Raw genomic sequence first — 23,233 nt, forward strand, 5'->3', positions numbered from 1 at the left:
ATGATGCAGGATTATAGATCCTTGTAGATCCGAATTCCGAATAAAAAACACACCGCATCGTTCCTCTGCGGCTATTTTTTGATTCAACAATTTCCTCACTTGAAAACCAGTTTTCAGATGCTGAAATAAAGTAATGATGCAGGATTATAGATCCTTGTAGATCCGAATTCCGAATAAAAAACACACCGCATCGTTCCTCTGCGGCTATTTTTTGATTCAACAATTTCCTCACTTGAAAACCAGTTTTCAGATGCTGAAATTGTTGAATCAAAAAAGCTCAACGCGATGCGTTGAGCTTTTTCATTCTTAGTGACCCCGGCAGGATTCAAACCTGCAACCGCTGGAGCCGAAATCCAGTGCGCTATTCAGTTGCGCCACGGAGCCTTGCGTAGTGGTGAAACTAAATACCTCTTAAAGAGATTCAGTTGCGCCACGGAGCCTTGCGTAGTGGTGGAACTAAATACCTCTTAAAGAGATTCAGTTGCGCCACGGAGCCTTGCGTAGTGGTGAAACTAAATACCTCTTAAAGAGATTCAGTTGCGCCACGAAGCTATAAATATCGAATTAAGTTAGTTTAAGATGTACTTCATAATCTATTAAAATACATTCAAAAAAACGTCAACACAAAAATAGAAATTTAATGAACCATGGGAAGGAAATCTTCTTTCATTTTATAAAAAATGTAAAAAAGGTTCACAAAAAAATATTAGAATATCATCGACGAACAAATCAATTCTTTATATAAAAGACAATTTTTTCGCCATAAAAGAGGTGAAAAAAGAGATGAAAAAAAAATTAACAAAAAAAAATTCACATTTTTTTCACAAATATTTTTTCGTCGAACAAATACATTGTTTTGTCGAAAAAAACTTAGCGTTCATGTAATTAATTCCAAAAATATAATATTGGATATATCCCAACAAAATCAGTGTATTACACACCTTACTGCTACAAAATCATACAGTAAATTCGTCGAATTTTACACTTCTATTTTCTTTATTTTTTTGCGCAATTTCATCAATTTTCGCTTTATATATTACGTAATTTATACACCTAAAAGCCCGTAAAAACTGACCTTAACAAGATTTATTAACATGTATAACGAAAATTTATTTGTAGATTTGAAATGTTTAAAAACATCAATTTATCATGAACACACTAAAATATAATCTTTACTTTTTAGAATCTCAATTTATTGGATATCCAATGGTAATAAAAATCACCATTTTATTAATTACCATTTTATCCATAATTTACTTGATTTCATTATTGAGAATTTTTCTTATTGCAAGAACTCAAAAAATTGACAAAATGAGAGAGGAAACTATCAAGAAGAGATATGAAAATACTTTGCAAAAGATTTTGTTTACCAAAGAAAATATTTCTATCACTGAAGTCCGAAACAAATTAGGCATCAAGAATAGACAGTTGAAAGAATGGGAGAAATCAAAAATCACTCACTTAATAATCGATTTGATAAAACAAAATCAAAAAATCGAATTAAAAACTGAACAATAATCTATTAATTTCCGTTACATTAGTAGATTGATTATGTAATATAACGGAAATTAATTTTGGGTTCATTAATGTATCAGCTTTACTATCTTGAGTCAGCATTTGTTGGATTCCCATTTTTGATTAAAATCATTATTATATTATCCATTTTAATAGTTTTAATTTATATATCTTCGATTATTAATATTCTCTTTATTGCTAAGGGAAGAAAAAAAATAGAAAATCGGAAAAAGCTTATTAGGTCAAATTACGAACAAAAGTTAACCGAAATCTTATTCAACCCAAAAAACCTTACCCAATCAACAATAAGATCTGAATTAATTACTAACGAAATTGAATTTAAGGACTGGAGTAAAGTGTTTTTAACCAAACTAATTTTCGAAATTATCAGTAAAAAAATGGACTTAAATATAAATAATTACAAAGAGACACTTAAGGCTCTCGATCTTCCTTCATATTGGGAAGAACAATTACGTAATAAAAATATTAAGGATGAAAGTATTGCTCTTCGTATTTTAGACGATATGAGTGAGGAAGCTTCTAGTAACGCCATTTCAAACAAAACAATTTCCCAAAACAAGAATTTAAGAAAGCATGCCAAGAGTATATTCATGAAGTTTGATTCAAATGATGCTTTTAAATTCTTAGAGGATGATTTTGACGAAGATTTTAATCCTTTAGACGCTATTCGAATACATGATTCATTAAAGGATAAATCCAAATCAAAATCTTTACCTCCATTAATCAGATATGCCCATTCAGCCAAAAACAAATTCTATATTGCATTTTTAATTAAAGAAATCGGTTTTTTCAAACAAATTGACAGTGTTGACACATTAATTGACATGTTTCAAGAACCAAAGACTGAGGACGTTGTTAAAGCACAAATAGCCGAAACTTTAGGTGTACTAAAATACGAGCCAGCAATTCCTATACTCATTGATGGTTATGACTTTGGTTCAACAGAAACACAAAGTAGTATTCTATTTTCACTTGGAGAACTTGGTGGTGAGAAGTCAATAGAGTTTTTAAGTAAGCTTTATTACGAAACTCACAATAAAGAAATAATTATAAAAATATTACAGAATTTGCACTTAATTGATAAAAATAAAACTACTTTTAATAAGCTTAAAAGCTCAGCATCTACTGATTTCGAAAAATCAATATTTGATTACATAGATAAAGGTCATTCAGTTAGGAAATAGTAATAATCGATTAAAAGTAAATGGAAAATATAACTTTTTTCTATCAATATTTCATCTTTATTTACTCTCTATCCATGACTGTAATCTACATCAGTCTGGCAGTTTTTGGGTACATCAACATAGTAAGAAACAAAAGAAAATATACATCAAAAGAAGAAGATGACTTAAATCTACTTCCTGAAGTTGCTCCAGGTATTTCTGTTGTGGCACCTGCTTATAATGAAGAGGTTATTATTATTGACAATGTTAGATCACTTTTAAACCTAGAATACCCTAATTTTGAGGTTGTTATTGTAAATGATGGTAGTAAAGATAAAACATTAGAATTACTGATTGAAGAATTTGATTTAGTAGAAATTCCTTATCCTTACATTCAAAAGGTAATTTGTAAGCCTATAAAAAAGATTTACCGCTCAAACACTAAACGATTCAGAAGGCTTACAGTAGTTGACAAAGAAAATGGTGGAACTAAGGCGGATGCGATGAATGCTGGGGTAAATGTTGCTCAATACAACTATTTCATCAACACAGATGTAGATTGTTTACTTGCCAAAGACACACTTACAAAATGTATCCTCCCAGTACTGGATTCTAACACCAGAGTAATTGCTGTTGGAGCAACATTGAGAATGGTAAACAGCTGTGAGGTTACGCATGGAGAAATCACACGTGTTCGACCTCCTGAACGCGTGATTCCTTTATTCCAAGAAACAGAATATCTTCGATCTTACTTGCTTGCCAAAATGGGATGGTCAATGTTTAATGTCATCCCAAACGTTTCAGGAGGTTTCGGCCTTTTCTACAAACCTGTTGTTATTAATGCTGGTGGTTATGATCCTTTATCTCATGCTGAAGACATGGACATGACCTTAAGGATGATTGCATATATGCGAAATATCAATGAAAAATATAAAATTGTTCAAATTCCAGACACTTGCTGTTGGACAGAAGGGCCGCCAAACCTAAAAGTACTCAGAAGACAACGTTCACGTTGGGGACGAGGCTTATTACAAATATTTGTAATTCATAGAAAATTTTTATTCAATAGAAAATATGGTAGAATGGGATTATGGGTGATGCCATACGCCCTAATTTTTGAGTTCTTAGCACCCATCATCGAATTTATCGGATTAATCTTCCTTTTCTTCTTACTCGTAAACGACCAAGTGAATTTCTCTACCTTCTGGTTAATGCTATTATTCGTATATTTGATAGGAATCACGATTTCACTCGTTGCTATTTCCTTTGACATACTAACGAAGAAACATTACAATACATATAGAGAATACCTTAAACTAATTATATTCTCTTCATTTGAAGCAATAGTATATCATCCCTTGATTGTTCTTTTTAGTTTACAGGGGTATATTCAGTTTTTAACACGTAAGAATTTTAGTTGGGGAGATATGACAAGACAAGGATTTAAACAAACAGAAACCACGGATGAAAATATTCGACCTGAAGTAAAATTATGATTATAACTAATAAATGAAGATCCTAATAAAATACACAATAGCATTTTGCCTTTCTTTCGGTACTTTTTGTGCGTATAATCCTATTTATGCCCAAGAAGAAACTAATCTTGAAGACAGAAGTGAGTATATTGATGGAATTATAGAATTATTTAAAAATAATAAATGGGAAGAAGGAAAAAGGGTAATCGATGAAGGATTAAATGAATACTCAAATGACTCCGATTTAAGAATGTTAAATGGTAAATATTATCATTACAAAGGTCAAAATGACAAAGCAAGATTTGAACTTGTTAAATCATTACAAATAGACCCTAAAAATGTTGATGCAAAGCAAATTCTTGTAAATGTTGAGTTGGAAACAAAACGATATTCAAGTGCGATTTGTTATGTAAATGAACTGTTAGAAGTTAACCCATATTGGAAAGGTTTATGGCGTAAAAAAATTCAATTATATAGATTACAAAATAACCACGTAGAAGCAGACCGATTACAAGAAAGAGTAAACCAAATATACCCTAAGGACGAAGAGATTAGAAAAGATTACCTCTACTCCTTAGAACTGGAAGCAAGAAAGAAACGTAAAGAAGGGGATATAAATGGCGCAATTAAGGTGAGAAAAAAATTGCTACAAGAGAATCCTGATCAAGTTGAAAACTATACTATCATTTCGGACAATTACATTAAGTCTGGAGATTTATATACTGCGTTAGGCTATATCGATAGAGGTTTGTCTCGCTTTCCGAACAACAAGGATTTAATCGATAAAAAATCAGGAATTTTAGCAGAACAAAATAGATATACAGAATTATTACCTTTCCTCAAAAGTAAAGGTAAAACCCAACAATATGACTATTATTTATTGGAGGCGGCTAGATATTCAAAAAATCAAGAAGCACAGATTCTTTACGGAAAAGTATTTGAAGACAACCCTGGAAATGATGAAGCTTTTGAAAATCTTTATAACTATTTGATTGCCGCAAATCAATATAACGAAGCGCTTAGAATTATTAAGATTCATAGACAAAGTACTGGAAATTCGAAGAATTTATTGATGAGGGAAATCATGACCTATGAATTGATTGGAAATGACACTAGGAGTGCGGCACTAACCAAAAGATTATATGAAAGTTACCCTAATGACTATGATGTACAATCCGCCTATGCGCTTATAATGTTAGAGGAAGCAAAGGACAAAATGAGTCAGCAGTTATATGCTGAAGCGATAAAAGATTGGTATATTGTTTTAGACAAGAGTAATGATTCTGAATTAGAGTATCAGGCAAGAAAATCTATTTTTAACTCCTACTATCAAATGAATCAATACACTGAAGCACTAAATGTTTTGAATGAATTGATCGCCGAGCGACCTGAAGACAATGATTTATTTCTAAAAAGAGCAGACCTATATTACAACCAAAAAAAATATGATCAAGCAATTCTTGCCTATAATAAACTTTTAGAAAAGGCTAAAGGAAAAGAAAGGCAAAAATACCTATATGGTTACTCTGCATTAAACACAAAAGTCGTGCAGGATCTCGTTAGCCAATACCATTATGACCAAGCTTTGAGAATAACAGAAAGTTGGATTGAGAATGACACAACTCAAGAATTTGCATATCGCTATGCTATTAACTTGTCCTATCAAACCAATAATCCTGACAAAGCTAAATTTTATGCAGAAGAAGGAAATAAAAAGTTTCCAAATAACTTATTCTTCAAGATAAAATTAGCAGAAATTAGCGCTAAAAACCCTGAGAATTATAGTGTTGTCTATTATAATCTAAGCAATGAGCTCAATGAACACCCATATGATCGTGATTTGATTAATGCACATGCACAAGCAACCGAAGATTATGGCCATCAATTAATTCGCGGAAACAAGAGTCCTGAGGCGATAAGAATACTTAAAGAGGCAGTGAGAAGATCTCCCGAAAATATTGTTTTAAAGCATACACTTGGTCAAGCCTATGAGAAAATTAAAAATTACGATTCAGCATACTATTATCAATCCTTTTACGTTCCCTCGGCAATGGAGATGCATGAGTTCAAACAATACATGAATTATTTGTATAATAGAACCCTCGATAATGAAATCGGTGTTCATCATATTAGAAGTCGACCTGGAGATATAGATGTTATTAATCCTATTTCAGGGATACACTACACTAGGTATAAAGATAAAAACACCTACACTGGTAGGGTTAATTATGCAGGTAGACCACCAGGAAAAGGATATCAATTGATGGGAATTTGGAATAGAGAGTGGAACTCGAAAACGAGAACAACAATAGATGCCGCCATTGCCAATCAATTTTTCCCAAGGATAAGCATCAACGGTTTACTTTCCAGAGATATTCAAAAATTTAAAGAATTTAGTGCAGAGATAGGTTTGGGATACAGATATCTTGATACAACAGGATCGAGTGCAAACCTAGACGACAGAGCTATGTATAACTTACTTTTAGGTGCTAAAAAAGTTATTGATGAATTTAGTTTATATGCTAAATACAATAGTTTTATTTTAGATTATAATTATTTATTTAATTTTTCACTTAGTGCAAGATACAGCATCTGGTCACCGAAGCACTATCTAACAGCTGTAACTGGCTTTGGTTCATCTCCAGCAATTCAACTTTTAGACTATCAAATTTATGATGGAATTTCATCAATCAATACCATGGTAGGTGGAGGATTCTCATATATGTTTACGAAAAACATTACTTTTAGTCTTTTAGGAACATGGCATAATTACAGAACTGATGACGGGACCTTTAGAAATCATCACAACTTATTTCTCAATGTAAATGTGGCATTTTAAATTAAATATAAACTTTTATTTCATCTTACTAGTGGCGAGTATGGGATGTTCTGCAAAAAATCATACTACCATAAATGCGAAAGGCTTCGTAATTAGTCATTCGGCAAATAACGAAAGTGTTGAACTTAGTACTTTAGCAATTTCAATTTTGAAAAAGCACACCAATGATCATTCAATCATACAAAAATATTCTGATGAAAAATATCGTGATTATAAAAGAATACACTTCGAAGTAAATCCAGACCTTACACATGACTACTGCATTACGAAGACTTCTAACACCCTCTCAATCATTATAAAAAGCAAGCATTCAGCCATTTGGATAATTCATCAATTGACTGAAGACTTAAGTAAGTTTGACTCCCGTATCAATGCAGATGAACTCCTACCTTCAACCGTAAACTTCAAAAAATCCAATTGCAATACTTTTGATTTTAATTATCGAGATCCTCATTACTCTACCAATCAAATAGAAGGAAACTCACTCATCTTTGGAAATAATAATGTGGACATTGATTGGGGACTTTGGGGACATAATTTAAGCAAAATTATTCCTCATAATGCTGATTCCAGTATTTATGCGATGGTGAATGGAAAAAGAAATAAAAATCAATTTTCATTCTCATCTTCTAAACTGATAGAAATATTTGATGAATATGTACGCAATAACTTTGGTGATGGTTCTTCACATGGTTACCACTTTATGATTATGCCCCAAGACAATCAATTGGTGTGCACCTGTGATGATTGCAAAAAATTAGGAAACACAGAAAAAAACGCTACGCCTGCAGTAAGCTTTTTCATCAAAGAAATGGCGAATAGATTTCCACACCATAAGTTTTTCACATCGGCATATCATACCACCCAAGAACCTCCAAAAGAATTTTTAGGTAAAAACACTGGGGTATTCTTAAGCTCTATCAACCTAAAAAAAGGTGTAAATCTTAACAAAAACCAACCTGAAACTACACGATTTCTTGAAAACCTAAAAAAATGGAAGGATTTAACTGAAAATATTTATTTATGGGATTATTCATCAAACTTTGATGACTACCTCACTCCTATTCCTGTTTTATATTCCCTACAAGAACAATTAAAATTCTACAACAAACACGGAATAAATGGGATATTTTTGAATGCTAGTGGTTATGATTATTCGCCTTTTGATGACCTTAAAACATTTGTAGCTGGGGAATTAATGAAAAATATAAATTCCAATATTGATACACTCATAGAAGTCTATTTAAAAAAACAATACCCAAAGAGTCATTCTCTTTTAGCTGATTATTATATCTCCTTGGAACGTGATTTTGCCGCGTTAAAAAAACCGTATAATATGTATGGTGGTATTAATGAAATATTGAAAACATATCTTAATCCTGATGATTTCATTGTATTCTATGATAAATTAGCTTCGAAATTAAAACAAACTGACTTTGACGAAATAGAACGAAAAAAATTAGATAAGCTATATACTGCACTTTCATTTACTCGCTTACAGATTGCATATAATCATCCATTTAAGAAATATGGATGCGTTGCAAAGAAGAAAGATGGCATAAGCCTTAAACCTGAGATTTCTCATTTCTTAGTGGAATTGAAAAATCATTTTCACTATGATAATTTATCTAAATACAAAGAAGCAAGTGGAAACTTAAATGATTATATTCACTTTTGGGAAGAGATAATTCAACAAAAGACATATCAGAATCTTTTACTTTTAGAAAAACCAATATATGTTCTTGTAGGAAATATTAATGGTGTTAAATATTTAAACAATGGGTTACCTGCTTATGAAAATGATTATCATCATGGATGGCACATTAGTTATACCAATACGAAGTTTAAGTGTCATACAGAAGGTTTCAACGGGAAAAAAATCATTGAATTAAGGTTTTTAAATAATAATCGCCATGGCTTTTACCCACCATCTCAAATTAATTTTACAGATGGAGAAGAAAAAATAAGAACCATCAGTATTGGCAATTATGATACGAATATAAATTCATTAATAGTCAGGGTTGAACTTGATTTTACAGAACATACATCAATAGAAATAGAATTCATTCGTAGACCTTATTCAAAAAGTATGGTGGGATGTGATGAAATAAGAATTTTAAATGAATTATGATGAAAAGAGTATTTTATGCACTCATGGCTTTACTTACGATAGTTTTAACGATGAACAGTTGTCAAGATGTATCGAATAAAAAAACAAGCATTCAAATTGTGGATAATCATCGACAATACTATCCTATTTTAAGAGGTCAAGAGCTAGAAGTTATGTTTACCATTAAAAATACAGGTAAAAACCCATTTATTCTCTCCGATCTTTTGATCACATGCGGGTGTATTGCTCCAAAAAAGTCATCTATACGATCAATTCCTGCAGGAAAAGAAGGTACCCTAATACTAAACTATGATAGTTCGAAGAATATTGGTGAAGTAAAGCACTATATTGACATCTATGGAAATTTAGAAAAAACTGAAAAATCATCAATTGTATTTGGCGTAAATGTGGTACCTCAAAGTGACTATACCAAGGATTACGAAGAACTCTTAAAAGAAAATATTGCAAATGGATTACATGAGTTTACAGATGGGCAAGAGCATCAAAGACTTTACTATTTAGAATAAACATCAGTTGAGATTAATTTTAGTATTCCCTAATCACAACAATCTCATATTGGACTGTATCTCTAACTTATGAAGCTAAATAACATTTAATTAAACAATTAAAAAACAAGCTCATACCATTATCATTCAATCTACCATATCTATTAAGCCAACAAGAAGTATATTCATATTATTTCGAAATTTATTATCTTTACAAGATCAATTACACGAATTGTGAAGAATTAAACTGACGAACTCGTATTTTATTTGAAATACGCTAAGGTTTATCACCAACTAAAATTTAATTACAGAAAACATGAAATCAAGTATTATCATAATTTTGATCATTCTGTTTAGTTTTAAAGCCTTTGGAAAGCAAAGCTATTTCGATAGTATTTATCGTTATACAGGTCAAAAGTTAATGACTACGGATCCTCAACAAGCATTAAAAAATGTTGATATACTTTATGACATTTCAAAAAGCAATGATGAATTAATAAAATCTCTCTTATTAAAAGCAGGTTTACTGATGTTATACGGAATTAATGATGAGGCCGTTGTCATCTTCAATCAAGCTGAAGTATTTGCTCAAAAAGAGAAAGATTATACTGCATTAACAAGAATCTATGGTTATAGGTCTTCAATATATAGAGAATCCGGTTTGGCTACTTCTCAACTTAAATCTCTTGAAAAAGCACTCGTTTATTGTAAGAAAATTGAAGAATATAATGTGCGCGTTAGATTTCTTGGAAATATTCAACATGAAAAAGCTTTACTTTTAAAAAATGAAAAAAAATACAACCAATCAATAGATGTCATAAGAAAATCTATTTCCTTATTCAATCAGATTAAAGATACCACCATAGTGGATGTCGCCTATCATTTAACAAATAGCTTTGGTTTAATGTCTGAGAATAAGCTACTCCTTGGAGAAACAGATTCCTCATTTTATTATTTAGATTTGGCAGAGAAGCATCATTATTTATCCAACTATCCACAACCTACCATGCTTGGATTAATTTATAATGGAAAAGGTGAAGCCTATTTAGCCATTGATGAATTTGAAAAGGCCGAAGAAAACCTTCTAAAAGCAAAAAAGTGGGCTGATCAGACCAATTTTTTCGAACTTAAAAAGGAAGTTTACCCACTCTTAAAAGAGCTTTATCAAAAAACAGGTCAAAATAGTAAATTTGATATGTACAAAGAAGAGTATAATAACATACTTGAAATGGAGAAAAACTCAAGATTAGTTATTGCCGATAAACTTATAGATGCACTTTATGCTGAACAAAAGAACTTAGAAATAAAAGAACAGAAAAATTCAAGAATCATACTATGGTTATGTGTATTAACGGGCTTTTTAATCATTCTACTTTCATGGTACATCTACAAAAAGAGGAAAAATCAAAAGAAATTTGACGAATATATTAATACATTAAACTCGAAAAATCAGGATGAAACTCTTGTAGGAACCAATAATGTTGATGAAGAGCCAAGTGATTCGAAAAATTATATTTCAAAAGAAAAAGAACAAAGTATTTTAGAAGGCTTACAAAAGTTTGAGAAAGATGAATTATATCTGGATAGCAATGTCTCTTTAACTTCCGTTTCAAGTATAATTGGTGTTAATCAAAGGTATTTAACCTATGTGATTAAGAAGCATCTCTCAACTGATTTTGCATCATACATCAATGAATTAAGAATTAATTACATTGTACAATTATTACGTAAAGAACCAATTTACCTATCCTATAAAATAAGTGTATTGGCCGAAGAAATTGGTTTCTCTTCACATAGTAGATTTACAGTAAACTTTAAAAAAGTAACAGGAAAAACTCCTTCTGCATACATCAATTATGTTAGGAATCAGAATGAAAGAATGAGTGCTTAGATTAAGATCCCTTAATCACAAGCTTAAACCCTATACCGTGAATATTTTCAATGACAACATTTTCGTCTTCGGATAAGTATTTTCTCAACTTTGTAATAAAGACATCTAAAGAACGTCCAACGAAATAATCATCTTTTCCCCATACGGCATTCAACACCATTTCTCTCGCAACAACTTGATTCTCAAACTTGGTTAGCATTTTCAAAATCTGTGCTTCTTTTTTCGTTAGTTTCTTTTCAAAAGTTGCATTTTTCAGTGTGTAATTCGCCAAATCATAAACATAACTTCCAATACGAACTATATCGTTTTCTTCTTCTCCAGTGTGAATATTTACCCTTTTCAATAAAGCTTTTACACGTACATTTAATTCTTTTGTACTGAATGGTTTTGTAATATAATCATCTCCACCTACATTAAATCCTTTCACTTTATCATCAGTCATTGATTTAGCCGTCAAGAAAATTATAGGAATACTTTTATTTACCTTTCGAATGTCTTCGGCTAAACTAAATCCATCTTTTTTTGGCATCATCACATCTAGGATACATAGGTCATAAACCTCATCGTTAAAGCGTTTAAAGCCTTCCATTCCATTAGATGCCAACGACACATCATATCCTTCTAACTTTAATTGATCTGAAATGATAAATCCTAAGTTCGTATCATCTTCTACTAATAATATTTTTGGTTTCATTGCTTATAAATTTATTGAGTGGGTAGCCAAAATGTAAACGTACTACCTTGTCCTATTTTACTCTGAATGGATATTTTCCCACCGTGTTTTTCAATTATTAATTTCACATAATACAATCCAAGTCCAAAACCTTTTACATCATGCTTGTCTCCAGTAGGAACGCGGTAAAATTGTTCAAAAACTTGTTTTATATGCTCCTTGTCTATTCCTATTCCATTGTCCTTAATACTTATCTGTATACCATCCTCTTTGTCAATAGAAGTCACCTTTACATCTGCCTTTCCTTCCGTATATTTCACCGCATTATCAAACAAATTAAAAATGATATTTGTGATATGTACAAGGTCTACCTTAACGATAATATTATTCGCCTTTAAATCTAATTCAATCTTTCCACCTTGAAGAATCTGATTAAACCTAAAGTTCTCTGCCGATTCATCTATCAACTCATGAATATCTACATTTTCAAATTGAAGGTCCAACTCATTTCGATCTAATTTGGCCATATTTAACACTCTTTCAACCTGCTCTTTTAAACGCTTATTCTCCTTATAAATTATCTCAGCATATCTTTTTAAACGTTCTGGTTCATTCGTAAAATCACCATTCATGAGCATTTCACTTGACAACCCAATGGTTGAAATAGGCGTCTTTAATTCATGAGTCATATTGTTTACAAAATCTGTTTTTACCTCCGATAAGCGTTTCTGTCGGATGATAACAGAAACGGCAAAAGCAAAAAAGATAAATAGTACACCGACAATAAAAGTAATATAAAGCCAAGGTGAACTTTCTACAATTAGCTCCTTGCTGGGTTGAGAAATTAATCCAGGAAAATATACAGTAAAATAATGTCCATCCCTTTTCCAAACCAATTCAGGAGAAGTGATCCCTAAGGAACTATCACTTGTTGGTGAGTATAACGAGTCTTTACTAAAACGAATAAGATTTCCATAAACTATACTATCATTATAACAATCGTATATTCCATATTGAAAATCTTGATTAATATCATGTTCGTAAAAAGTTCGTTTTAATATCTGCTCTAAATAATAGGGGTGTAAGTTTTCATGGATATCAACAAGGTAATAATTCGAACTCTTTTGTTTTACTGCACCGTAAATAAAAGAACTATCTAAATGTTCATTTCCAATTTCTTCAACAGCATTACGTAATGCAACCCTTACTGATTCTTCAAATTGGCGTACATTCAGGCTATCTTGACGATCTTGTAAAATTAAAGCATCTTTTTGAGCCTTTATGGTTCGATCAATCCAAAAAAATTGAACCATTAAAATGGAGATAATCGACAAAACACCGATTATAATAACTGCATTAATGGTTCTTCTATTCATAATCTAAAATAACTGAGGTAAATTCAATATCTACCTCAGTTATACAATTAATTAGTCAATAACTTTTAACTCCTTCCCTACTTTGATAAACGCTGCAATCGCTTTATCTAAATGGGCTTTCGTGTGTCCTGCTGAAATTTGTGTACGAATTCTTGCCTTCCCTTTAGGAACAACAGGATAAAAGAATCCAATTGCATAAACTCCTTCTTCTAACAATTTATCAGCAAACTCTTGTGATAATGCTGCATCATAAAGCATTATTGGTACTATCGGTGAATCTCCTTTTACAATGTCAAACCCTGCCTCAATAATTGCTTTCTTAAAATATGCTGTATTCTCTTCTAATCGATCTCTTAATGAAGTATCTGTACTTAAAATATCAAATACTTTAATTGCCGCTCCAACTATTGAAGGTGCTAAAGAATTTGAGAACAAATATGGACGCGAACGCTGACGTAACATATCAATCACTTCTTGATTAGCAACAGTATATCCACCCATTGCTCCACCTAGCGCTTTTCCTAAAGTACCTGTGATAATGTCTACTCTGTCCATTACATCATAATATTCTGGAACTCCTCGACCTGTTTTTCCAACAAATCCTGCAGAGTGACACTCATCACTCATAACCAAAGCATCATATTTATCTGCTAAATCACAGATTTCGTTCATTTTCGCAAAGTCACCATCCATTGAGAATACTCCATCAGTAACAATTATTCTAAATCTTTGGTCTTGTGCCTTTTTCAATTGCTCTTCAAGATCTGCCATGTCACTATGCTTGTAACGGTAACGTTGTGCTTTACACAAACGAACTCCATCAATAATAGAAGCATGATTCAATTCATCAGAAATAATTGCATCTTCTTTACCGAATAATGGTTCAAAAACACCACCATTTGCATCAAAAGCAGCTGCATATAAAATAGTATCTTCCTTTCCGTAGAAATTTGCAATCTTTTGCTCTAACTCTTTATGAATATCTTGCGTTCCACAGATAAATCGAACAGATGACATACCGAAACCATGAGTATCCAATGCTTCTTTTGAAGCTTGAACAACCTCTGGATGAGAGGATAAACCTAAATAATTATTGGCACACATGATTACCACGTCGTCACCACTATTCACTTTCACTTCTGCTCCTTGAGGAGATACTATGATTCGCTCATTTTTATAAACTCCATCAGATTTTATCTCCTTCAATTCTTTTGTCAAATGTGCTTTGATATTTCCGTACATATATTAGCTTTTTGTTTTAAACAAAATTAATGAATTATCGCAATAGATTAACATGACCTGTTAATTCCTTTTTAACATTTTCGCTATCTTCATACATTATTTTCCAGATATATGTTCCATCCTTACATATTTCACCACCATAAGTTCCATCCCACACACCATCGATATCAAAACTTTCGAAAATGACTTCTCCCCATCTGTCAAATATCAACAAATGGAAGTCATCTATATTCCCAGCCACAACAAAGAAACCATCATTAAATCCATCTCCATCTGGCGTAAATGAATTTGGAACATAAATAATTCCCTCATAATGAATCTCTACTTCATCTGTAGCTTTACATCCATTTTCATCCTCATACAATACATTATAAACGATTGATTCAGTCGGCGTGGCTATTGGATCTTGGCAATCTACACATGATAAGTAACTAGGAGGTGACCATGTATAGCTTCCGCCAACTCCGCTTCCTTGTGCACTCAATTGCACCTCATCTCCAATAAAGCCGTAATAATCTGGATTTGTCTGCACATTTGGAGCTGGAAAATGTGATATTTCAACGTCTGCTTTAGCAGTACAACCATATTCATCAGTAACGGTTACTGTAAATGTTGTTGGATTATTTGGCGAGGCTGTAGTTACTGAAGAATTAGGAGACGATACAAGTGCAGCAGGTTCCCAATGATACCCTACTCCTCCACTTGCCCATAGGAAAACTTGCTCTCCAGGACATACTATAGTGTCATTCCCTGCTTCTGGTGTAGTTTCAATGACTTCGATATAGACGCTATCTAAGGTTGAACCACAAGGATTCACAAATTCAACATAATACCATCGATCAACTGTGGTACTGATGATAACATTTTGCCCTGTTACGGTATTAATATCCACATTCGGAGACCAATTAATAGTAGGGGCTGGAGATACCGACAAGTTTAGCACATCGCCTTCACATAAAAACGCTGTGTCTTGAACAACTGGTTGTGGTGGACCTTGAAAAACAGTTACATTTACCTGTTCAGTTAATGTACAGCCGTCAGCAGTAATCATCTCTACATCATAAGTCGCATTAACGGTAGGAGAAATCCATAACGTATCATTAGTTGCTGGACCAATCATCGAAGAAGGCTCATTTGACGTCCAAGTATAATCAACTCCACCACTTGCCCAAATCGCAACAGTATCACCAATACAGGTTTCTAAATCAACAATGGAACTTGCACTATCGACAAAAGTTTCTAAAGTTACTGTGAGGGTATCAGCTCCACAGGAATCTGAAACGATTACAGTAAAAGTGGTGGTTGTATCAATAGTCGCTGTGGGGTTTGGCAATGTTTCATCGTCTAAGAATTGTGCTGGAGACCATATATAATTACTTCCTCCAGAAGCTTCCAATTGAAAGTCATCACCGGGGCAAATCTTATCCGTAGGTTGAGTTACAGCACCTTCAAACCCACCAATTTCAATGGTTAAATAACTTGTATCAGATTCAAAACAGCCATCACTATCCATCACAACAAACATCACCTCAAATACTCCAGCAGAATCATACATATGAACAGGTGTGTCAACATTACTTGTAGAACCATCCCCGAAATCCCAAAAGTAAGTATCTCCATTCTGAGAATTATTCGCAAAATACACCGAATCATTCTCACAATAGAGCACATCTGGAACTGAAGTAGAAGAATACATTGCTCCTAAATCAAACTTCCATGCCGCTAAATTACAGTTTGAACTATTATTGGTTTCAGAATAAGCACCAGGAGTGGTCGTAAAACCATTTGCATCACCTCCACATGCCCCGCATACCGCATGATAAATCCGTCCTTGTTTGTCAAAACGACTTGTCCCACCGTCCACATGATTTGAACTACTCGCTACTCCCCCCATAAAAGTTCCATAGTTGAGTCCTTGGGCATTTTCTGATAAAACACCTATATAAAAATTACTCCCATTTGTTGTGGTTTGATAGGCATTTGCAGTTGTAGGAAAACCTTGAGAAGTACTACCTGTTGCTTGGCCTGACTGGTTGGTTACTCCCCCCCAACCTGTGTAATAAATTTCATTGCAGTTAGAAACTAAAAAGGCTGTTGGTGAAATTTCAACAGTATTATTTCCTCCACCTACGATTGTTGACCAATTTAAAGTTGATAAATCTGTTGAATATTGTTGAATAAACTGACCAGAATTTGGATTACTATAAACACCTGGTGTTACTGTCATATTTCCTTCGGACTGTCCAAAAACATAAACCCTATCCATCTGGTCCAACTGAACAAAAAAAGATTGATCATAATCATTCGTACCAATATAGGTTCCACTTAAAACATTCGAGGTGATTCCATCTAACTCAAAAATATAACCATCAATTCCTCCTTGAATAGAATTGCTAAATCCATTCTGGACAGGCATATCTGGTGAATTTGTACCACCACTGACATAAATATTATTTGTGCTCGAAACCTGCAATGAATAACCTGCGTCAATCGCTGTACCTCCAAGATAAGTAGACCAAATTAAATTATTTAATCCTGGACTAAGCTTTGCCACAATGGCATCTTGCCCCCCTCCAATAGTTGAGGAAAATCCATTTACGATAGGAAAGTCTGGCGATTGAGTAGAACTGGTAATCAGAACATCTCCGTTTAAATCTAGTATTATTTCACCCCTAAAAACATCACCATAATTATAATTTAATGCACCAACATTTAATCCATCATTTTCTGATCCTCCAAGTAAGGTACTCGCTATCAAATTCGAACCATCAGAGCTTAAGTGTGCGACAATTAGATCTGTCCCATTAAAATCTATAGCTATTTGAGAAGTTAAAGTTCCGCTATTATGTGTCGTTTGATAAGCATTAGATGACAAAGGGAAATTTGATGATGTTGTAGAACCTAAAATATAAAGCTCTCCTTGTGCATTCGTTACAATTGAATTTGGCGTTTCGTTTCCATCCCCACCAATATAAGTTGAATAAAGCAAACTGGTTCCATCACTTGAAAACTTAGTTATTCCAATATCAATTTTAAAAAGTCCATAGCCTCCATTAAATGTCTCATCATAAGCACCAGTAGATAATGGATATCCGGTACCAAAAACAATTCCACCGGCATATAAATTAGCATTTCCGTCAGGTGCAGCAGTAAATCCCCAATTATCTGCATTAGACCCCGTGAAAGTTGAAAAAGTTAAACTAGGATCTATAATCAATGTTGAAGTGGTATCATATCCTTCTGGGAAATCAAAAGTAACTACATCTTCAGATCTTTTAAAAACCGATTTTACTGGAGATTGAAAACGTGATTCAGATTTCGTCCACACCTTCAAACCATCTTCAATAATAGGTCCGAATCGCGTAAAAATCTCTACTTTCTCATCTGAAACAGAAAGCTTATCCATTCCTTCATGACGAATTTGAATAATTGAAGGATCTACTCCAGGTTCAACATGAAATGAGTATTTGATATTCTCTGAAGTCATTTCTAATATCAAATCAATTCCTGGGTAAAAATCTAACATTTCAAGCTTCTTAAATGAGCGCACTTTAGAATGCCAATTAGTAGAATCATTACCTAAAAAATAATTACTGTAAAATGAAGATGTGTCTTTTTCATTAACCTTTCCCTTCCAAGAGGAATTTACAAAATGACTATGAACAGTATGTGATTGAATTTTATCTATGCTATCTCCATGATGTGCAGCATGATAAACATCTCCTAAATTATTCAAGGCGTATGTAAACTTGTCTTTTTCAATAAAAAAATCACCTTTTTGAAGATTTACCCGATAAAGAATTTTCGCATCCCATTGCCCTCTATTTGGCTCAAACCAAGTTTCTCCGTCTTGCCCTAAAGCATTCGAAAAAACACTGATAAAAACTATACAGAAAAGGATTATACGAGTCATTAATCAAATATAATAAATGAAAAATTAAATATGGATTAAATTACAGTAATTCAACCAATAATAAGACTCTTCTTTTATGGTTATCGTTGCTTTTTAAAACTATTTAAAAACACTCTTCCCATTTTATATGGATAAAAGGGATTTTAAAAGTATTTTTGCAAAAGAAAAATATCAAAGCCCATGAGTGATGCAATTAAGCATGAGTGCGGAATAGCACTTTTAAGACTAAAAAAACCATTAGAATTTTATATTGATAAATACGGTTCAGCCTTTTATGGTCTAAACAAGATGTATTTATTGATGGAAAAACAACACAATCGAGGTCAAGATGGTGCTGGATTGGCAAACATAAAGTTAGACATGAGTCCTGGAGAACGTTATATTTCTCGTAGGAGGTCTGTAGACCAAAAACCAATTCAAGATATTTTCACAACGATCAATCAACGTTTTGAAGACATTGCCGAGCATAGTCCAGAAAAATTAAAAGACATTGACTTTTTAAAGAAAAATGTTGGGTTTACTGGAGAGCTATTTTTAGGGCACCTAAGATATGGAACTTCTGGAAAAAACGGAATTGAAAGTTGCCATCCATTCTTACGTCAAAACAACTGGATGACAAGAAACCTTGTTGTTGCAGGTAACTTTAACCTTACGAATGTTGATGAATTATTTGATGTTTTATTAAATTTAGGTCAGCATCCGAAAGAAAAATCTGATACTGTTACAGTGCTTGAGAAAATTGGACATTTCTTAGACGAAGAAAATGAGGATTTATTCCAACAATATAAATCTCAAGGCTACAACAATAAAGAAATCACCTCAAAAATTGCAGAACACCTTGATATTGTAAAAATACTTAAGCGTGCCTCTGAAGATTGGGATGGTGGTTATACAATGTCTGGATTATTTGGTCATGGAGATGCTTTCGTATTGAGAGACCCAGCAGGAATCCGTCCAGCATTCTGGTATGAAGATGATGAAATTTTTGTAGTAACATCTGAACGTCCTGTTATTCAAACAGCATTCAACCTTAAAAAGGAAGATATAAAGGAATTAAATCCAGGACATGCTTTAATATTGAAGAAATCAGGAGAAGTTTCTGAAGAAAAAATAAACGAACCTACAGCTAACGCAGCTTGTTCTTTTGAGAGAATTTACTTCTCAAGAGGAAATGATTTTGATATCTACAACGAACGTAAATTACTTGGTCAATATCTAGTTCCTCAAATCATTGACAGCATTAACAACGAATTGGACAATGCTGTTTTCTCCTTTATTCCGAACACGGCAGAAATGTCATTTTATGGTATGATGAAGGGATTGGAAGACTACCTTAATGTTGAGAAAATTGATGCGATCAAAGCTTTAGGAAATGAATTAACAGACGAAAAACTTCAGCAAATCCTTACACGTAAGACTCGTTTTGAGAAAATTGCGATTAAAGATGCAAAACTTAGAACTTTCATAACACAGGATGATGCACGTGACGACATGGTTGCTCATGTTTACGACATTACTTATGGTACAGTTAAACGCAATGAGGATAATCTTGTAGTGATTGACGACTCTATAGTGAGAGGAACAACTTTAAAACAAAGTATCCTTAGAATTCTTGATCGTTTGGAACCAAAAAAGATTGTAGTGGTTTCATCTGCTCCTCAAATCCGTTACCCAGATTGTTACGGAATTGATATGGCTAAAATGGGGGACTTCATTGCTTTTGAGGCAGCCATTGAATTACTTAAAGAAAATGGAAAAGGTTACTTAATCGATGACATTTACAAAAAATGTGTTGAGCAACAAAACCTTCCTAAAGAGCAAATTAAGAATTACGTTAAAGAGATATACGCACCATTTACTCCGCAAGAAATATCAGATAAAATTGCGCAATTATTAACGCCAGTTGATATGAAATCGGAAGTAAAAATTGTTTACCAAACAATAGAAAACCTTCACAAGGCTTGTCCTAACAACACAGGAGACTGGTACTTCACTGGAAACTACCCAACTCCAGGAGGAAACAAAGTTGTGAACAAGGCATACATGAACTATATTGAAGGAATTAGTGAACGTGCTTATTAAAAATTAAAATGAAAAAGCAAACAGCAATATTTTTCTACTTACTAGGAGTATATGCTGTCATGCAATTTATTTGGTGGGGGTATCATTTGATTGAGCTGTCTTCGGAAGTAAACTCAAATGATACCCAAACCAAAAGACTCATAATGATCATTGGAGAAGGCTTAGTTTTCTTCATTATTTTAATTCTTGGTCTTTGGAAAATAAGACACTCCTTTCAAAAAGAAATTAAATTATCTAAAAGACAAAACAATTTTCTTTTGTCTGTGACGCATGAGTTAAAAACACCTTTAACCTCCAATAAATTATACCTTCAAACCTTACTTAAACGAAAAGGACTTGAAAGACAGCAACAAGAAGAAATGCTGAACTTTGCCATCAAAGAAAACAAGCGATTGGAGGATATGATAGACAATATTCTTACCGCCACAAGAATTGACAATCACCGTTTACAATTAAACAAAGTAGAGTGTAATCTAAGTGAAATTATTTCAAATAATGTTCAAAAATGGTCGGCTTCTCGAATCCCTGTAAGTACATCTATTGAAGAAAACATTCACATTCACGCTGATCTTTTTATCATAGAAACAACACTTAACAATCTACTTGACAATGCCTTAAAATATGCAGGAAAAGAGGCTCAAATTGAAGTCTATTTAAAAAAGGAAAAAAACCTAATCACTTGGGGAGTTAAGGATAATGGTAAAGGGATTGATCCTGAAAATGCCAAAGATATTTTCAAGAAATTTGTACGTGTTGGAAATGAAGAAACACGCACTGAAAAAGGAACAGGTTTAGGTCTATATATTGTAAAAAACTTAATCAAATTTCATGGAGACACCATAACTTATGAAATGAATAAGCCAAATGGTGCCCATTTTAAAATCACTATACATGAAAAACAATAACAAGGTTGGTTTAATTATTCTAGACGGATGGGGAATTGGAGACAAGAGTAAAGCCGACGCGGTATTCAACGCCAACACGCCAACCATGGACAATCTTACACTTAAATACCCAAACGCCACACTCACAACGTTTGGAGAAATGGTTGGTTTACCAGAAGGCCAAATGGGAAACTCAGAAGTTGGACACCTCAATATTGGTGCTGGTAGAATTGTTTACCAAGAATTAACTAGAATCAACAAATCAATTAGAGAGGGAGACTTTTTTAAATTAGACTCCTTGTGTAAAGCCTTTGAAAAAGCAAAGCAAAACAATCAAAAGGTTCACTTCATGGGACTCGTTTCTGAAGGAGGTGTTCACAGTTCTCAAAGCCATCTTCATGCTTTATGTGACATGGCAATGCAATATGATCTTCAAAAAGTGTATATCCATGGGTTCTCAGACGGACGTGATTGTGATCCTAAAAGTGGAAAAGCTTTCTTCAACAATTTAGAGAAACATATCAAAGACAGCCCTATCAAACTCGCAAGCATTATCGGCCGCTATTTTGCAATGGATAGAGATTCTCGATGGGAAAGAATTGAAGAGGCATATAACTTAATAACCAAAGTTGTTGGTCGAACTTTTGACAATTCTAATGCCGTTTTTGACACATGGTATAATGAAGAAGTTACGGACGAATTTATCCGTGCTTCGAAAATCGATCATGGCGATGAAAATACAAGTATAGAAGATGGAGACTTGGTTATAAGTTTCAATTTCAGAACTGATAGACCAAGAGAAATCATTACTGTTTTGAATCAGCAGAAAATTGATGGATATTTGATGGAACCATTGAATCTGGATCTATACACCATGACCTCTTACGATGAAACATTTAAAAATGTTGAGGTTATTTTCAATAAAGAAAATTTACATAATACAATCGGCGAAGTTTTAGCCAATCATCATAAAACACAGGTGAGAATTGCTGAAACTGAAAAATATCCACACGTTACATTCTTCTTTTCTGGTGGAAGAGAGGCTCCGTTTCAAAATGAAAAAAGATTATTGGTCAACTCACCAAATGTAGCGACATACGATTTACAACCAGAAATGAGTGCTCCAAAAGTAACCAAAGAAATCACTGATGAAATTAATTCAAATACACCTGACTTCTTTTGTTTAAACTTTGCAAATCCTGACATGGTTGGTCACACTGGTGATTACAACGCCATAATTAAAGCGGTGGAGACAGTAGATAACTGTTTGAATGAGGTAATTAATACAGGACTAAACAAAGGTTATGAATTTATCGTAATTGCAGACCATGGAAATGCAGACAAAGCTTTAAATGCAGATGGTTCTCCAAACACAGCACATTCACTTAATCCTGTACCAGTAATATATGTCACCAAAGATTTGGTAACATTAGAGAGCGGAATATTAGCAGACGTAGCCCCTACAATATTACACCGAATGGGAGTGGACATTCCATCAGAAATGACAGGTAAAAACCTCATAAAAGAAGCATAAACACATTTT

The 23,233-nt window shown here is 33.2% G+C and carries 14 protein-coding genes and 1 tRNA gene; 10 read left to right on the forward strand and 5 right to left on the reverse strand.

Annotation, left to right across the window (positions count from 1 at the left end; translation table 11 throughout):
* Positions 1-310: 310 nt before the first annotated feature.
* Positions 311-384 (reverse strand) — tRNA-Arg (locus DXU93_RS07875).
* Positions 385-1,149: 765 nt separating this feature from the next.
* Between DXU93_RS07875 and DXU93_RS07880 the strand changes: the two genes are divergently transcribed.
* The 7 genes from DXU93_RS07880 to DXU93_RS07910 all read left to right on the forward strand — a co-directional run bounded on the left by DXU93_RS07880 (position 1,150) and on the right by DXU93_RS07910 (position 11,520).
* Positions 1,150-1,518, forward strand: coding sequence for a hypothetical protein (locus DXU93_RS07880; protein WP_116880737.1), 369 nt, complete (start codon positions 1,150-1,152; stop codon positions 1,516-1,518).
* Between the two features lie 116 nt (positions 1,519-1,634).
* Positions 1,635-2,720, forward strand: coding sequence for a HEAT repeat domain-containing protein (locus tag DXU93_RS07885; protein ID WP_123776088.1), 1,086 nt, complete (start codon positions 1,635-1,637; stop codon positions 2,718-2,720).
* Between the two features lie 20 nt (positions 2,721-2,740).
* Positions 2,741-4,195 carry a glycosyltransferase family 2 protein gene (locus DXU93_RS07890; protein ID WP_116880739.1) on the forward strand — a complete coding sequence of 485 codons (1,455 nt, stop codon included), beginning with the start codon at positions 2,741-2,743 and terminating at the stop codon, positions 4,193-4,195.
* 13 nt (positions 4,196-4,208) lie between these two features.
* On the forward strand, positions 4,209-7,013 hold the full coding sequence (locus tag DXU93_RS07895; RefSeq protein ID WP_116880740.1) for a tetratricopeptide repeat protein: 2,805 nt from the start codon (positions 4,209-4,211) through the stop codon (positions 7,011-7,013).
* 40 nt (positions 7,014-7,053) lie between these two features.
* Positions 7,054-9,144, forward strand: a complete 2,091-nt coding sequence (locus tag DXU93_RS07900) for a DUF4838 domain-containing protein (RefSeq protein WP_165851365.1) — start codon at positions 7,054-7,056, stop codon at positions 9,142-9,144.
* The gene (locus tag DXU93_RS07905; protein ID WP_240623439.1) at positions 9,144-9,650 is read left to right on the forward strand and encodes a DUF1573 domain-containing protein; all 507 of its coding nucleotides are present in this window, start codon (positions 9,144-9,146) and stop codon (positions 9,648-9,650) included. Before DXU93_RS07900 ends, DXU93_RS07905 begins: the two co-directional genes overlap by 1 nt.
* A 295-nt stretch (positions 9,651-9,945) precedes the next feature.
* Positions 9,946-11,520 (forward strand): helix-turn-helix domain-containing protein, encoded by a 1,575-nt coding sequence (locus DXU93_RS07910; RefSeq protein WP_116880742.1) that lies wholly within the window; start codon positions 9,946-9,948, stop codon positions 11,518-11,520.
* A 1-nt stretch (position 11,521) separates the two neighbouring features.
* Here DXU93_RS07910 and DXU93_RS07915 read toward each other — a convergent pair whose 3' ends face one another.
* Genes DXU93_RS07915 through DXU93_RS07930 form a run of 4 tightly spaced genes read right to left on the reverse strand, consistent with a single transcriptional unit; the run spans position 11,522 to position 18,724 of the window.
* Entirely contained in the window at positions 11,522-12,214 is a 693-nt protein-coding gene (locus DXU93_RS07915; RefSeq protein ID WP_116880743.1) for a response regulator transcription factor, read from the reverse strand.
* Between the two features lie 11 nt (positions 12,215-12,225).
* Positions 12,226-13,569, reverse strand: coding sequence for a sensor histidine kinase (locus tag DXU93_RS07920; protein WP_116880744.1), 1,344 nt, complete (start codon positions 13,567-13,569; stop codon positions 12,226-12,228).
* Between the two features lie 51 nt (positions 13,570-13,620).
* A complete protein-coding gene (gene kbl, locus DXU93_RS07925) occupies positions 13,621-14,811 on the reverse strand; it encodes a glycine C-acetyltransferase (RefSeq protein ID WP_116880745.1) in 1,191 nt (396 codons plus the stop codon).
* A gap of 34 nt (positions 14,812-14,845) precedes the next feature.
* Positions 14,846-18,724: a DUF7948 domain-containing protein gene (locus DXU93_RS07930; protein ID WP_116880746.1), complete on the reverse strand. Its 3,879-nt coding sequence runs from the start codon at positions 18,722-18,724 to the stop codon at positions 14,846-14,848.
* Positions 18,725-18,904: 180 nt separating this feature from the next.
* Here DXU93_RS07930 and DXU93_RS07935 point away from each other — a divergent pair, with 180 nt between their 5' ends.
* From DXU93_RS07935 to gpmI, 3 genes are read left to right on the forward strand one after another with little or no spacing between them, the layout of a single operon-like run.
* Complete coding sequence (locus DXU93_RS07935) at positions 18,905-20,806, forward strand: amidophosphoribosyltransferase (protein WP_116880747.1); 1,902 nt, start codon at positions 18,905-18,907, stop codon at positions 20,804-20,806.
* 8 nt (positions 20,807-20,814) lie between these two features.
* Entirely contained in the window at positions 20,815-21,711 is an 897-nt protein-coding gene (locus DXU93_RS07940) for a sensor histidine kinase (RefSeq protein ID WP_116880748.1), read from the forward strand.
* Positions 21,698-23,224 (forward strand): 2,3-bisphosphoglycerate-independent phosphoglycerate mutase, encoded by a 1,527-nt coding sequence (gpmI, locus tag DXU93_RS07945; protein WP_116880749.1) that lies wholly within the window; start codon positions 21,698-21,700, stop codon positions 23,222-23,224. The genes DXU93_RS07940 and gpmI overlap by 14 nt, the downstream gene beginning before the upstream one ends.
* The last annotated feature ends 9 nt before the right edge of the window (positions 23,225-23,233 follow it).

Origin of the sequence: Brumimicrobium aurantiacum (assembly GCF_003402975.1) — a bacterium.
GTDB lineage: Bacteria > Bacteroidota > Bacteroidia > Flavobacteriales_D > Crocinitomicaceae > Brumimicrobium > Brumimicrobium aurantiacum.

Bases quoted from the DNA above. Each gene is read 5' to 3' on its own strand.
- DXU93_RS07940 (WP_116880748.1), top strand. From the start codon at position 20,815: ATGAAAAAGCAAACAGCAATATTTTTCTACTTACTAGGAGTATATGCT.
- DXU93_RS07910 (WP_116880742.1), top strand. From the start codon at position 9,946: ATGAAATCAAGTATTATCATAATTTTGATCATTCTGTTTAGTTTTAAA.
- DXU93_RS07905 (WP_240623439.1), top strand. From the start codon at position 9,144: ATGAAAAGAGTATTTTATGCACTCATGGCTTTACTTACGATAGTTTTA.
- DXU93_RS07930 (WP_116880746.1), bottom strand. From the start codon at position 18,724: ATGACTCGTATAATCCTTTTCTGTATAGTTTTTATCAGTGTTTTTTCG.
- DXU93_RS07915 (WP_116880743.1), bottom strand. From the start codon at position 12,214: ATGAAACCAAAAATATTATTAGTAGAAGATGATACGAACTTAGGATTT.
- gpmI (WP_116880749.1), top strand. From the start codon at position 21,698: ATGAAAAACAATAACAAGGTTGGTTTAATTATTCTAGACGGATGGGGA.
- kbl (WP_116880745.1), bottom strand. From the start codon at position 14,811: ATGTACGGAAATATCAAAGCACATTTGACAAAAGAATTGAAGGAGATA.
- DXU93_RS07880 (WP_116880737.1), top strand. From the start codon at position 1,150: ATGAACACACTAAAATATAATCTTTACTTTTTAGAATCTCAATTTATT.
- DXU93_RS07935 (WP_116880747.1), top strand. From the start codon at position 18,905: ATGAGTGATGCAATTAAGCATGAGTGCGGAATAGCACTTTTAAGACTA.
- DXU93_RS07890 (WP_116880739.1), top strand. From the start codon at position 2,741: ATGGAAAATATAACTTTTTTCTATCAATATTTCATCTTTATTTACTCT.
- DXU93_RS07920 (WP_116880744.1), bottom strand. From the start codon at position 13,569: ATGAATAGAAGAACCATTAATGCAGTTATTATAATCGGTGTTTTGTCG.
- DXU93_RS07900 (WP_165851365.1), top strand. From the start codon at position 7,054: ATGGGATGTTCTGCAAAAAATCATACTACCATAAATGCGAAAGGCTTC.
- DXU93_RS07895 (WP_116880740.1), top strand. From the start codon at position 4,209: ATGAAGATCCTAATAAAATACACAATAGCATTTTGCCTTTCTTTCGGT.